This is a genomic window from Mycobacterium sp. (genome assembly GCF_049278535.1).
In the GTDB taxonomy this organism is placed as follows: Bacteria; Actinomycetota; Actinomycetes; order Mycobacteriales; family Mycobacteriaceae; genus Mycobacterium.
The window spans coordinates 1-13,329 of record NZ_JBAPMI010000027.1 but is presented as its reverse complement, the minus strand read 5'-3'; the positions used below and the strand labels follow the sequence as shown (position 1 = coordinate 13,329).

General features: G+C 66.1%; 11 protein-coding genes. 6 read left to right on the top strand and 5 right to left on the bottom strand.

Going from position 1 to position 13,329, the window contains the following annotated elements; translation table 11 throughout:
- From WAO18_RS01450 to WAO18_RS01435, 4 genes are all read right to left on the bottom strand, one after another.
- On the bottom strand, positions 1-1,068 hold a 1,068-nt coding region (locus tag WAO18_RS01450; RefSeq protein ID WP_422203266.1), incomplete at its 3' end, for an acyl-CoA dehydrogenase family protein.
- Between the two features lie 48 nt (positions 1,069-1,116).
- Complete coding sequence (locus WAO18_RS01445; protein ID WP_422203265.1) at positions 1,117-2,082, bottom strand: 2-hydroxyacid dehydrogenase; 966 nt, start codon at positions 2,080-2,082, stop codon at positions 1,117-1,119.
- The gene (locus WAO18_RS01440; RefSeq protein ID WP_422203263.1) at positions 2,058-3,191 is read right to left on the bottom strand and encodes an alpha/beta hydrolase; all 1,134 of its coding nucleotides are present in this window, start codon (positions 3,189-3,191) and stop codon (positions 2,058-2,060) included. The genes WAO18_RS01445 and WAO18_RS01440 overlap by 25 nt, the downstream gene beginning before the upstream one ends.
- Positions 3,192-3,827 carry a TetR/AcrR family transcriptional regulator gene (locus WAO18_RS01435; protein ID WP_422203267.1) on the bottom strand — a complete coding sequence of 212 codons (636 nt, stop codon included), beginning with the start codon at positions 3,825-3,827 and terminating at the stop codon, positions 3,192-3,194.
- A gap of 159 nt (positions 3,828-3,986) precedes the next feature.
- Here WAO18_RS01435 and WAO18_RS01430 point away from each other — a divergent pair, with 159 nt between their 5' ends.
- Positions 3,987-4,562: a VOC family protein gene (locus WAO18_RS01430; RefSeq protein ID WP_422203262.1), complete on the top strand. Its 576-nt coding sequence runs from the start codon at positions 3,987-3,989 to the stop codon at positions 4,560-4,562.
- A gap of 4 nt (positions 4,563-4,566) precedes the next feature.
- Here WAO18_RS01430 and WAO18_RS01425 read toward each other — a convergent pair whose 3' ends face one another.
- Entirely contained in the window at positions 4,567-5,205 is a 639-nt protein-coding gene (locus WAO18_RS01425; protein WP_422203261.1) for a TetR/AcrR family transcriptional regulator, read from the bottom strand.
- A gap of 79 nt (positions 5,206-5,284) precedes the next feature.
- On the opposite strand from WAO18_RS01425, the gene WAO18_RS01420 reads away from it, so the two are divergent.
- The 5 genes from WAO18_RS01420 to eccCa all read left to right on the top strand — a co-directional run.
- Positions 5,285-6,178 carry an oxygenase MpaB family protein gene (locus tag WAO18_RS01420; protein WP_422203259.1) on the top strand — a complete coding sequence of 298 codons (894 nt, stop codon included), beginning with the start codon at positions 5,285-5,287 and terminating at the stop codon, positions 6,176-6,178.
- A gap of 121 nt (positions 6,179-6,299) precedes the next feature.
- Positions 6,300-7,205, top strand: a complete 906-nt coding sequence (locus tag WAO18_RS01415; protein ID WP_422203258.1) for a class I SAM-dependent methyltransferase — start codon at positions 6,300-6,302, stop codon at positions 7,203-7,205.
- Between the two features lie 271 nt (positions 7,206-7,476).
- Positions 7,477-9,318 (top strand): type VII secretion AAA-ATPase EccA, encoded by a 1,842-nt coding sequence (eccA, locus tag WAO18_RS01410; protein WP_422203257.1) that lies wholly within the window; start codon positions 7,477-7,479, stop codon positions 9,316-9,318.
- Positions 9,319-9,391: 73 nt separating this feature from the next.
- Positions 9,392-10,972, top strand: a complete 1,581-nt coding sequence (gene eccB, locus WAO18_RS01405; RefSeq protein WP_422203255.1) for a type VII secretion protein EccB — start codon at positions 9,392-9,394, stop codon at positions 10,970-10,972.
- The coding region (eccCa, locus tag WAO18_RS01400) for a type VII secretion protein EccCa (protein ID WP_422203253.1) at positions 10,969-13,329 on the top strand (2,361 nt) is incomplete at its 3' end. The genes eccB and eccCa, both read left to right, overlap by 4 nt.

The window sequence follows — 13,329 nt, the reverse complement described above, 5'->3', positions numbered from 1 at the left end:
GTCGACGACCCGCTGCGGGTAGTCCGCCGCGCGGCCGAAGCACGCCGCGAGCACGATCGCACGCCGGTAGTAGACGCCTGCGTCGTGCTCCCAGGTGAACCCGATGCCGCCGTGCACCTGAATGCAGTCCTGGGTGCAGCGTTGAGCGGCCGCCGGTGCCAGCGTCGCCGCCACCGCCGCGGCGAACTCGACCGCGGAACCTTTGGTGTCCCAGCCGTTCCCGCGGGCTTCGTCGACGGCGCGGGCCGCATCCCAGACGGCAGCCGTGGCGCGTTCGGTGTCGGCGATCATCTCGGCGCACTTGTGCTTGACGGCCTGGAATTGGCCAATCGGCCGGCCGAACTGCTCGCGGATCTTGGCGTACTCCGACGCGGTGTCGGTAGCCCATCGCGCGACGCCCACCGCCTCGGCCGACAGCAGCGTGGAGATCAGCGCCTTCGCGGCCATCACGCTGAGGTTGCTCAGGGCGACGTCGTCTGCGACCTCGATGGCGTTGGCCCGCACATGGGCGATGGGCCGCAACGGGTCGACGCTTCTGACCGGTTCGATCTCGAGCTGGTCGGCGCGCAACACCACCCACTCTTCGCCGCTGTCGATCGCCACCGGCAACACCAGCAGCGACGCTTCGCCTGCGGCCGGCACCGCGCGGACTTCACCGCGGATCACCAGCGAGTCGCCCTGCCTTGTCGCCGTCAGGCCGGGTTCCAGCGCGTAGGTGCCGATGGCCGCACCAGAAGCCAGCTCGGCGAGCACTTTGGCGTCCGGGTCGTGGGCTGAGATCAGTGCGCTGGCGATCGCCGACGGCACGAACGGGCCAGGCACCGCGCCGTAGCCGAATTCGGCAAGGACGACGGCGAGTTCGAGGATGCCGAAGCCTTGCCCGCCAACGGATTCGGCCAAGTGCACGCCCTGCAGGCCTTGGTCGGCGGCTGCCCGCCAATACGGCGGAGGGTTGTCGATCGGTGTTTCCAGCGCAGCGTGCAAGACCTCTGACGGCGCTACCCGCGCCACCAGGGATCGCACCGAATCGGCCAGGTCTTGGTGTTCAGGATTGATTGCGATCGGCATTGGTCGCCTTCCTTGGGTCCCGGGGCCGGTGACAGCCCGACCCCCAATCTAATAACCGGTGGGTTGGTTGACCACATGGGCCAGCTGCTGGCCGTCCCGCAGCCGCCGGCAGTTGGCGACGGCTTCGAGCAGATAGCGCCGCATGGTGTCGACGGTGTACCAGGTGACGTGCGGGGTGAGCACAACGTTGTCCAGCCCGAGCAGCGGGTTATCCAGCGGTACCGGTTCGACGCCGAAGACGTCCAAGCCGGCCGCAGCCAGCCGACCCTTGCGTAGCGCATCGGCCAGGGCGTCCTCGTCGACGATCGCCCCCCGCGAGGTGTTGACCAATATCGCGTCGCGTTTCATCCGGGCCAGCGCGGCCTCGCCCAGCAGCCCGTCGGTGTCCGCAGACAACGGCAAGTGCAGCGAGACGATGTCGCTGGCCGCCAGTAGCTCCGGCAGCGGGCGCCAACCGGGTAGCCCGTCGTCGCCGGTGCTGGTGTGCAGCACCGTGGCGCCCATCGCGGCCACGATGCCCGCGACCCGCTTGGCGATGTTGCCGTAGCCGACCAGCCCGACGGTGCAGGCGCCGATGTCGCGCACCGTCTCGCCCAGTTGCGGATCGGACGGCCAGCCGCGGCCGTCGCGGATCGCGCGATCGAGCACGGGTAGGCGACGCAGGGCGGCCAACATCAGCAGCACCGTTCCCTCGGCCACCGACTGCGCGTTGGCGCCGGGCATATTGGCCACGGCGACACCACGTCTGGTGGCGGTGTCGACGTCGATGGTGTTGACGCCGGCGCCGAACTTGTGCACCAGCCGCAGGCGGGTCGCCCGCGACAAGTCGGCACCGGAAAGCGGCCGGAGCACATGCCAGATCACTTCGGCATTGGGCAACTCGCAGTAGAACGCCGCATCGTCGTTGCACCAGCGGATGTCAAGCCAATCGGATTCCGGCGCAAGGAAATCCAACACCTTCGGGCCGGGAACGAAGTGGGCGAGGACCCTCAGCGCCACCGCTTGGCAACCCATTTGGCGATGGTGTCAGCCTGCTCGCTGCGCGCACCCGGCGTGGTGAAGTAGTGGTCGGTGTTGATCGAGCACTGGGATTTGTCGGTAGTGGCCAGCGCGTCGTAGATGCGCTGGGCGTCCGAGGGGAACACGCCGGTGTCCGCTTCGGCGTTGATCACCAAGGCGGGGCAGGTGATTCGGGCGAGATGGGGCTCGGCCCTGGTCTGAGCCGTTCGCAAACTCCACATTGCCAGCCAGCTGCGCAGCGTGCAGGCCGCCGCGATGCCGTGTGCGGACCGGTTGGCTTTGACGGGGAGGCCGTTGTAACACATGTTCGGCTGGCGGTGCGTCGGTTCGATCATCGGGTCGACCATCCGCGGATCGGCCCACGTTCGCATCACGCTGAACGGGCGGTCCGAAAACCCGGCGCCCCGAACACGTTTCAATTCAGTTTCGACCCAATCGGTGATTGCGTTGTTGCGTGCGACCTGCGCTGCGCGGTAGCGGGTCAGGAACGCCGGCGTATACGGCGGCCCATTGCGCTCGTCGAACAGATCCAGGTCGGGATCGGTGGCGATGGGATCGTTTTCGTCGACCACGGCGCCGTCCATCCAGGCGGTCAGCACGTCTGGGCGGCCCGGGTGCGCTGCACTGGCAACGTAGCCGTCGGCCGGCAGCAGATCGGTCAGACCAGCCGCGGGCCGCATGCCGGCCATCGGCGTCACATGCGGATCGGCGGCCTGCGCCTGGTAGGCGGCCATCAAGGAGCCGCCGCCGGAATTGCCCAGCAGCACAATCGTTTCCACCGCTTGTGTCTCGCGCAGCCAGCGAACGCCAACACCGATGTCGACCAGCGCATGGTCGAGCAGGAAGCTGCTTTCAAAACCGCGAAACCGAGTGTTCCATCCGAGAAATCCGATTCCACGGGTGGCCAGGTAGTCGGCGAGGTAATGCTCGGAGAAGTCGATCTGGTAATGGGTCGCGATCACGGCGACCTTGGGTTTGCGCCCGACGCCGCGGTGATACAGCCCCTGGCACGGATGCCCGCCCGCGCCGGCCCGCCGGCCGGTCGGCGACGGCAGCCCGATGAATTCTCGGATCACCCCGGGCGTCCCGGTGGTGCGACTCACTCAGCGGCCCTCCTTGCTGTAGATGGCTCGATAGAAGACATTCGTCAACGTGGCGATGCAGGCCTCGTCGTCCGGTTCGATGCCCCGGCTCGCCGCAGGTCCGGCCAGTTGGAGATGGCAGAACTGGTTGAGCATTGCGACGATCGCGAGGGCGATCAGCTGGGGATCATCGCCTGCGCAGTAACCGTCGGATTGGGCCCGTCGCACCATTTCGGTGATGAATGACGTTGGAATATCGCATATTTCAAGCCAATACTGAGCGAAGTCATCGTTCACCATCGCCAGCTGTGACACGCTGATCATCTCTGCCAGCAGATGTTTGTAGGTGTGCCAGTGCGCTGCCGCGGCCTGATGTACCCGTTCGTGTGTCGACAAGCCGTGCCGGGTAACCGGCTTCGCCCGCTCGCCGACTTCGTCGCGGAACCGCAGCGCCCACTCGCGGACCATTGCCTCTTTGGAGTCGTAGTAGTTGTAGAACGACGCCGTTGAACGCCCGGCTTCGGTGGCGATGTCGGCGATGGTGGTGGCCAGGAAGCCCTTCCGGGTGATGACGGTCCGGGCGGCGGTGTCGATGGCGGCTTGCGTTCGACGGCCGCGGTCGGTGGGAAGCGCACGACGGGTCGACTGGTCGGACATGGTAGACACCGACGGGCCTCCCTTTGTCGTGACCACGGCATCCCCTCCATCCCGGGAATGGCGCTTCTCTGGAATAGACCTGAATCTGATGTTAGGTTCAGATTCAGATCTCCGCCACGGAACCAGCCAAGCGCGATACCGACGGACGGGAGCCCGGGGATGATCAAGCCGTACAACCGCAATTCCGAGTTCGAGCTCGGCGGCATCAACCATGTCGCGCTGGTGTGCTCGGACATGGCCCGCACCGTGGATTTTTACAGCAACGTCCTCGGCATGCCATTGATCAAGTCGCTGGACCTGCCCGGCGGGGCCGGACAGCACTTCTTCTTCGACGCCGGCAACGGCGACTGCGTCGCGTTCTTCTGGTTCGCCGATGCGCCGGACCGGGTGCCGGGCCTGTCGTCTCCCGCCGCCATCCCGGGTATCGGCGACATCACCAGCGCGGTGAGCACGATGAACCACCTGGCGTTCCATGTCCCGGCCGAGAAGTTCGACGCCTACCGGCAGCGGCTCAAAGACAAAGGCGTGCGGGTCGGGCCGGTGCTCAACCATGACGAGAGCGAGCGGCAGGTCGCGGCCACCCTGCACCCCGGTGTCTACGTACGGTCGTTCTATTTCCAGGATCCCGACGGGATCACGCTCGAGTTCGCTTGCTGGATCAAAGAATTCACCGCAAGTGACACACAGGCCGTGCCCAAGACGTCGGCCGACCGCCGCATTCCCGCCGCCCACTAGTCGATCAGTCGCGGTACAGGCTCGGGTCGGCGAGCTCATCGAGGAGCGACGCCAACTGGTCGACAAGCTGGTCCGGGTCGAGTCGCACATCGCCGGCCAGCCACGCGCCGATCGTCTGCGCCACCCCGCCGACCACAAAATGCGCCGCGGCCTTGATGCGGTCGTTTTCCGGCACCCGCAGCGCGTTCTCGACGTGACGGCCGGACAGCATCGCGAACAGCGCGCTGGATTCGGCCCTCTTGCGCACCAGCACCGCATTCGCCAGTTGCGCGCTGAACAGCAGGCGCCCGACGCGGGGATCGCCACCGATGGTGCGGACGATGTTGGCCATGCCGGCGCGGGTCTGCTCTTCCGGCGGTGCCGCGGCGACGGCCGCCTGTGTGGTGGTGGCCAGCTCGGCGATCACCCAGTCGAAGACCGCTGCGACGAATTCGTCCTTGTCGGTGAAGCTTTCGTAGAAGTAGCGGGCGGCCACGCCGGCCTGCCGACAGACGCCGCGGACGGTCAACTCCGCGACGTCGTGCTGATCGGCCCCGAGAAGATCGAGGCCGGCCTCCAACAAGCTGGCCCGGCGGCCCGCCAGGCGGTCGGCGGCCTCGACGCCGCGGTATGGCCGCGCGCTTGTCGTCGGGGCAGTGGCCATGAACCCCATCTTGACACCAGTCGCGGCGCCCTGCAATATCAGGAAACAAGCGTTCTCACAATTAGCGGGCAGGTGTGCGATGACGGTCAGCGAACCAATCCGGCATGTCGAGCGCGCGGTGAGCGAACCGCCCATCAGCGGACGTCGGTCGCGGCGGACGCCCCAGCTCGACGACACGTTGATGGGAATGGCGTTGCTGCTCGGCCCGGCCAATGTGATCATGCAGCTGGCCCGGCCAGGTGTCGGTTACGGCGTGATGGAGAGCCGCGTCGAGAGCGGCCGCATCGATCTGCACCCGATCAAGCGGGCGCGCACGACGTTCACCTATCTCGCGGTCGCCATGTCGGGTAACGACGCCCAGAAGGCGGCGTTCCGGAAGGCGGTGAACCGCGCTCACGCCCAGGTGTATTCGACTCCGGACAGCCCCGTGCAATACAACGCCTTCGATCTCGACTTGCAATTGTGGGTGGCCGCTTGCCTTTACAAGGGTGGAGTGGACTTCTACCGCATGTTCATCGGCGAGATGGACGAGGATGACGCCGACCGTCACTATCGGGAAGCCGTGGTCCTCGGCTCCACGTTGCAGGTGCCGCCGGAGATGTGGCCGGCCGACCGGGCAGCGTTCGATCGCTACTGGCACGAGCAGCTCGACAAGGTCCACATCGACGACGCCGTTCGTAACTACCTGTACCCGATCGCCGTCGGCCGGATAAAGGCGCTGCCGCTACCCGAATCTATCCGCCGGCAGCCGGAGAAGCTCGGTCTGCTGCTCACCGCAGGCTTTCTGCCGCAACGCTTTCGCGACGAGATGCGCTTCTCCTGGGATGCCGCTACGCAGCGGCGCTTCGACCGGCTGATCGCCGTGCTTCGTACGGTCAACAACGCGATGCCGCGATTTGTCCGGCAGTTCCCGTTCAATCTGCTGCTGTGGGATCTGGACCGCCGGATCAAAGCCGGCCGGCCGTTGGTGTAACACCGGCAATACCCCCTACCGGGTCGGGGTCTTGTTCTACGACACGACGTCGTATTGAATGCCGACGTGACTGGAACTGGCGACGTTAACGCGCTGTTGAGCGGGCGTAGGGTCGGGTGACGTGCGTACTGATACTGATGACTGGGACATCACCACGAGTGTCGGCGCCACGGCATTACTGGTGGCCACCGCTCGAGCATTGGAAGCGAACAAGCCCGATCCACTGGCTGTCGACTCGTTCGCCGAGGTGTTCTGTCGGACCGTGGGCGGACCCTCGGCCGACGTGCTCGACGGCAAGCTGCCCGGCCATCCGCTGGAATCCCCTGACTGGGGGCGGCATTTCGTCAATTATCAGGGCGCCCGCACCAGATACTTCGACGACTACTTTCGTCGGACCGCCGACGCCGGCGTACGACAGGTGGTCATCTTGGCCGCTGGGCTGGACTCCCGCGCGTACCGGCTTACCTGGCCCGACGCGACAACGATCTTCGAACTGGACCGCCCCCAGGTGCTCGATTTCAAGCGTCAGGTGCTGACCGAGCGGGCCGCCAAAACCAACGCCGAGCGCCGCGAGGTTCCCGGCGACCTCCGTGACGATTGGCCGCAGGCGTTGCGGAAAAGCGGTTTCGATGTTGCCGAACCTTCGGCGTGGATCGCTGAAGGTCTACTGGTCTATCTGCCCGCCGCTGCACGGGAGCAGCTGTTCACCAGGGTCGACGCGCTGGCCAGCTCGGGAAGTCACGTCGCCGTAGAAGAAAGCGCGGCGCTGCCCGAAGAAGCGTTCCGGGCTGCCGTCGCCGACGAGCGCGCGGCTCGGGCCGAGGGGGACGACCGGTTGTTCTTTCAGCTGATCTACAACGAACGGCACGACCCGGCCCAGCAATGGTTCGACGAACACGGTTGGACCGCGGTCGCGACGCCGTTGGCGGATTACCTACGCGATGTGGGCCGCCCAGTGCCCGGACCGGATATCGCGGCCGGGCCGATGATCGCCCGCAACACTTTGGTCAGGGCGGTCAAAAAATGAGAACCCGATGGCGTAATGTTCCCAGCTAATGACACTCATTTTCATTAAGGCACAGGACGGCGGAGCGTCGGGACGTAGTCGTCCCGCCGCGCCAAGAACGCTTTCCGGAGTCGCCCTGGGGTGGATTGACGTGCACCGTCAGGGCTTTTTGCGGCCCGGCGACCGAGGCCACGTATCCAGCGAATACATGCGTCTCGACACCCAGCTTATGCAATGCTAACTTCGCCGAAGTTAGCTTAGGCAACACTACCTCCGAAGGGGAGACTGAGGCGTGGAAATCGCTGACACCGGTAGTGTCGCCATCCGGCCGACAACCGCCCGGGTGGATGACGACGTAACGAGTCGATTCGCGACCTGCTGCCGCGCGCTTGGGCTGACTATCTATGACCGGACACGTCCCGCCGATCTGGCTGCCGCCCGCTCGGGATTCACCGGCCTGGTCCGCATAGCCCACGACCAGGCCGATGCATGGGTTGGGCTGGCCGCCGCCGGCGATACATCGCTGCCTGTGCTGGAAGCGATTTCGCACAACGTGGCGACGACTGGAGTGCTGCAGCGCCAGGTCGAGCTGACGCCGGGCGCGCTGGGCTTCCAGTACGACACCGGCCTATACCTCCGGTTCCGCGCGACCGAGCCAGACGATTTCCACCTTGCCTACGCGTCGGCGCTGGCCGGCGATGGGCGGTTTTCCGCAGCGCACCAACTGGTCAGCGATGTCAGTCGGCGTCGACCCAGCTCGCGGGAAGCCCGATGGGTTTCGTCGACCATTCATTACCGCGCCGAGCGCTGGGCGGATGTGGTCAAGTTGCTGTCGCCGATTGTCAACGACCGGGGCCTCGAGGAGCACTTCGCGCATGCCGTCAAGGTGGCGTTGGGCATTTCGCTGGCGCGGCTGGGTATGTTTGCTGCCGCGCTGTCCTACCTCGAGGAGCCGGACGGCCCGGTCGCGGTTGCCGCGGTCGACGGGGCGTTAGCCAGGGGGCTGTCACTGCGCGCCGAGGGCGATGAGGACACCGCCCGCGAGGTGCTGCAAGACCTGTATGCCGCCAACCCGGAAAACGCTCACGTCGAAGAGGCGCTGACGGATTCCAGCTTCGGGATTGTGCCCACCAGCGCCGACCGCATCGACGCGCGCATCGACCCGTGGGACCCTGAAACCGAGCCCAAGCCAGGCGATTTCGTCGACCCCGGAGCACAAGAGCGCAAGGCGGCACTGCTGTCCGAGGCCGAGCGAGAGCTCGACGAGTTCATTGGTCTGGAGAAGGTCAAGGACCAGGTCGCGCGACTCAAGAGCGCGGTGGCAATGGAACTGGTGCGAAAGGAACGCGGGCTCGAAGTGGCTCAGCGCACCCACCACCTGGTGTTCACCGGGCCGCCGGGAACCGGCAAGACGACGATTGCCCGTGTGGTGGCGAAAATCTATTGCGGCCTTGGTCTTCTGAAGAAAGAGAACATCAAAGAGGTGCACCGCGCCGATTTGATCGGTCAGCACATCGGGGAGACCGAAGCCAAGACCAACGCGATCATTGACAGCGCGCTGGACGGCGTGCTGTTCCTCGACGAGGCCTACGCCCTGGTTGCCACCGGGGCCAAGAACGACTTCGGGCTGGTGGCCATCGACACCTTGCTGGCCCGGATGGAAAACGACCGTGACCGCCTGGTGGTGATCATCGCGGGTTATCGCGCCGACCTGGATCGGTTCTTGGACACCAACCAAGGTCTGCGGTCCCGGTTCACCCGCACCATCGACTTCCCGTCCTACCAGCCGGCCGAGCTGATCGAGATCGCCAACTTCATGGCCACCCGCCGTGACAGCGCGTTCGAACAGCCGGCGCTCGACGATCTGGAAGCACTGTTCGCCCATCTGGCCAGCACGACGAAGGCCGATTCGGCCGGTGTCGAACGTCGCGGGCTCGACATCGCGGGTAACGGTCGATTTGTCCGTAACGTCGTCGAAAAGTCAGAAGAGGAAAGGGAATTCCGGTTGGACCACTCCGAACACGCGCAAACCGGTGACTTCACCGACGAGGAGCTCATGACGATCACCGCCGCCGATCTCGCCAACACCGTGCCGCCGCTGCTGGAAGGCCTGCGCCTGGAGATGCCGGCGTGACCGCGACGGCGACGATGCAGTGGGGGCGCCTCCCGCTTGCGGGGGACGAAGCGATGAGGAGGAGTGGCGCACGATGACAAATGCTGAGTCGCCCGACGATCGGCGTTCCTTCGCATCGCGCACTCCCGTCAACGACAACCCCGAGAAAGTTGTCTACCGGCGCGGTTTCGTCACCCGCCACCAGGTCACCGGCTGGCGATTTGTGATGCGCCGCATAGCTTCTGGCGTAGCCTTGCACGACACGCGCATGCTGGTCGACCCGCTGCGCACCCAGACCCGCGCGGTATTGATGGGCGTTGTCGTACTGATTACCGGGTTGGTCGGTTGCTTTGTGTTCTCGCTGATTCGGCCGAACGGGTCGGCGGCAAACAACCCGGTGCTGGCCGACCGGTCCACCGCCGCGATCTACGTGCGAGTGGGCGATCAGCTGCACCCGGTGTTGAACCTGGCGTCGGCCCGGCTGATCGCGGGCAAGCCGGCCAACCCCACCATGGTGAAAAGCAGTGAGCTGGACAAGTTTCCGCTCGGCAACCTGATCGGTATCCCGGGTGCGCCTGAGCGTATGGTGCAGAGCACCCGCAAGGACGCCGACTGGACGGTGTGTGATTCCGCCAGTGGTACCGCGGCCGGTGTCACGGTGATTGCCGGCGCTCCCGACAGCACCGGCGCCCGGGCGGCCGCGGTCCAGGCAGGGAAGGCGGTGTTGGTCAGCAACCCCACCGGCGCCTGGCTGCTGTGGGACGGCCGGCGCAGCCGGATCGACCTCGCCGACCATGCGGTGACCAGCGCCCTGGGCTTGGGTACCGATATCCCCGCGCCGCGGTCCATCGCCGGCGGCCTGTTCAACGCCATCCCCGAGTCGCCGCCGCTGGCCGCTCCGGTGATCCCCGATGCCGGCGGCCCCGCACGATTCCCGGTGCCCGCACCAATCGGGGCAGTGGTCGAATCCCATGGCCTGGAGAGCAATTCGGCTAACGGCCTGATCTATTACGCGGTGCTGCCCGACGGTCTGCAGCAGATCTCCCCGGTGCTGGCCGCGATCCTGCGGAACGCCAACTCCTACGGGCTGGATCAGCCGCCGTCGCTGGGCGCCGACAAAATCGCCAAGCTTCCGGTGTCGCGGCAGTTGGATACCAGCCGCTACCCCGAGCAGCGGATCAGCCTGCTCGACGCGGCGCATGATCCGGTCACCTGCGCACACTGGAGTAAGCCGGCCGGTGCCAGCACCAATTCGTTGACGTTGCTTGCCGGTTCGGCGCTGCCGATTCCGGATGCGGTGCACACCGAGGATCTGGTCGGAGCCGGTGCAGGTGGCACCGCCAGCCGGGTCGCGATGGCGCCTGGCACCGGGTACTTCGCTCAGACCGTCGGGCACAACGCCGCGTCACCGGTTGCCGGGTCGCTGTTCTGGATCTCCGACACCGGTGTCCGGTACGGCATCGACAACGAAGCCGCGCAGGGCGGCATCACCGGAAATGCGAAAACCGCTGAGGCACTGGGCTTGAGTCAGCCGGCGACTCCGATTCCCTGGTCCGTCTTGTCGTTGTATGCGCCCGGACCGACGCTGTCGCGAGCTGATGCACTGCTCGCGCACGATGGCCTGGCCCCAGACTCGCGACCCGGTCGCACCTCAGCCGAAGGGCAAAACCGATGAGCCGCTTGATTTTCGAGGCACGCCGCCGGCTGCCCTCGCCGGTCACCCGAAAGGGCAGCATCAGTATCGAAGCACCGCCGGAATTGCCGCGGGTGATTCCGCCGTCGCTGCTGCGCCGGGCGCTGCCGGTGGTGATCGTGCTGTTGATTGTCGGGATGATCGTCGCGATGGTCGCGACCGGTATGCGACTCATCTCTCCGCAGACGTTGTTCTTTCCCTTTGTGTTGCTGCTGGCTGCCACGGCGTTTTTCCGTGGGGGCGACAACAAGTCGCGCACTGAGGAAGTGGACGCGGAGCGCGCCGACTACCTCCGCTACCTGTCGGTAGTCCGGGACAACGTCCGGGCCCAAGCCTCCGCGCAGCGCGCCGCAGCCGAATGGTCGCACCCGGAACCGGCGGAACTGGCCGCCATCCCCGGGTCGCGACGGCAGTGGGAGCGCGACCCGCAGGATGGCGACTTCCTGGTGGTGCGTGCCGGCGTGCACTCGGCCACGTTGGACACCGCGCTGCGCGTCAACGACATTGCTGACGAGGTCGATCTGGAACCGGTGTCGCACAGCGCATTACGCAGCCTGTTGGACACTCAGCGCACCGTTCGCGATGTGCCGACCGGTATCGATCTGACCAAGGTGTCCCGGGTTACCGTGCTCGGCGACGCCGACGAGGTGCGCGCTGCGCTGCGTTCCTGGGTCGCTCAGGCGGTGACATGGCATGACCCGACCGTTCTCGGCATCGCGGTGGCTACCCCGGATCTCGAGTCTCCGGAATGGTCCTGGGTGAAGTGGTTACCACACGTGGACATCCCGGCCGAAGCCGACGGTGTGGGTCCGGCCCGCTACCTGTCCGCCAAGCCCGAAGAGCTGACCACGCTGCTGGGGACCGCGCTGTCCGACCGTCCGGTATTCGCCGGCGGACCAGGGGATGCGTTGCGGCACTTGCTGATCATCGTCGACGACCCGGACTTCGACCTAAGCGCCTCGCCCCTGGCTATCGGGCGCGCCGGAGTCACCGTCGTACACCGATCGACCACCGCGCCGCACCGGGAGCAGTACTCGGATCCCGAGCGGCCCATCCTGCGAATCGCCGAGGGCGCGATCGACCGCTGGCAGCCCGGTGGCTGGCAGCGCTACATCGACAGCGCCGACCAGCTCGGCGTCGACGACGCGGCGCACCTGGGGCGCCGGCTGTCCCGGTGGGACTCCAACCCGACGCACAGCGGCCTGCAGTCGACGGCCACCCGTGGCGCAACGTTCACGACGCTGCTGGGCATCCCGGACGCCTCGCGGCTCGACGTGCCGACCATGTGGGCACCGCGGCACCGCGACGACGAGTTGCGGGTTCCGATCGGCGTCACCGCCACCGGCGAGCCGTTGATCTTCGACCTCAAAGACGAAGCCGAAGGCGGGATGGGGCCGCACGGCTTGATGATCGGTATGACCGGTGCCGGAAAATCGCAGACCTTGATGTCGATTCTGTTGTCGCTGTTGACCACTCACTCCGCCGAGCGGCTGATCGTGATCTACGCGGACTTCAAGGGTGAGGCCGGCGCCGACATTTTCCGCAACTTCCCTCAGGTCGTCGCGGTGATCTCGAATATGGCCGAGAAGAAGTCGCTGGCCGACCGCTTCGCCGACACGCTGCGCGGCGAAGTCGCGCGCCGCGAAATGATGCTGCGTGAGGCCGGCCGCAAGGTGCAGGGCAGCGCATTCAACTCGGTGACCGAATACGAGAACGCGATCGCCGCCGGACATGACCTGCCGCCGATCCCGACGCTGTTCGTCGTCGCCGACGAGTTCACGTTGATGCTGTCCGATCACCCTGAGTACGCGGAGTTGTTCGACTACGTCGCCCGCAAGGGTCGTTCGTTCCGGATCCACATCCTTTTCGCATCGCAGACATTGGACGTGGGGAAGATCAAGGACATCGACAAGAACACCTCCTACCGGATCGGTCTGAAGGTGGCCAGCCCCGCCGTGTCCAGGTCGATCATCGGCGTGGAGGACGCGTATCACATCGAAGCGGGCAAGGAGCACAAGGGCGTTGGCTTCCTGGTGCCCGCGCCTGGCGCTGCGCCGATTCGATTCCGCAGTACCTACGTCGACGGCATCTACGATCCGCCTCGGGCGCCGAAAACGCTTGTGGTGCACTCGGTTCCCGAGCCGAAGCTGTTCACCGCGGGTCGCGTGGAGCCCGACCAGACCACGGTGATCGCCAAGAACGGTCACGACGAGCCGATCGCGCCGTCACGCAAGTTGATCGCCACCATCGGCGACCAGCTCGCGCGCTACGGCCCCCGTGCACCCGAGCTGTGGCTGCCGCCGCTGGACGAGGTGATTCCGCTGAGCGCAGCGCTGGCC

Bases quoted from the DNA above. Each gene is read 5' to 3' on its own strand.
- WAO18_RS01445 (WP_422203265.1), bottom strand. From the start codon at position 2,082: ATGGGTTGCCAAGCGGTGGCGCTGAGGGTCCTCGCCCACTTCGTTCCC.
- WAO18_RS01435 (WP_422203267.1), bottom strand. From the start codon at position 3,827: ATGTCCGACCAGTCGACCCGTCGTGCGCTTCCCACCGACCGCGGCCGT.
- WAO18_RS01430 (WP_422203262.1), top strand. From the start codon at position 3,987: ATGATCAAGCCGTACAACCGCAATTCCGAGTTCGAGCTCGGCGGCATC.
- WAO18_RS01425 (WP_422203261.1), bottom strand. From the start codon at position 5,205: ATGGCCACTGCCCCGACGACAAGCGCGCGGCCATACCGCGGCGTCGAG.
- WAO18_RS01420 (WP_422203259.1), top strand. From the start codon at position 5,285: ATGACGGTCAGCGAACCAATCCGGCATGTCGAGCGCGCGGTGAGCGAA.
- eccB (WP_422203255.1), top strand. From the start codon at position 9,392: ATGACAAATGCTGAGTCGCCCGACGATCGGCGTTCCTTCGCATCGCGC.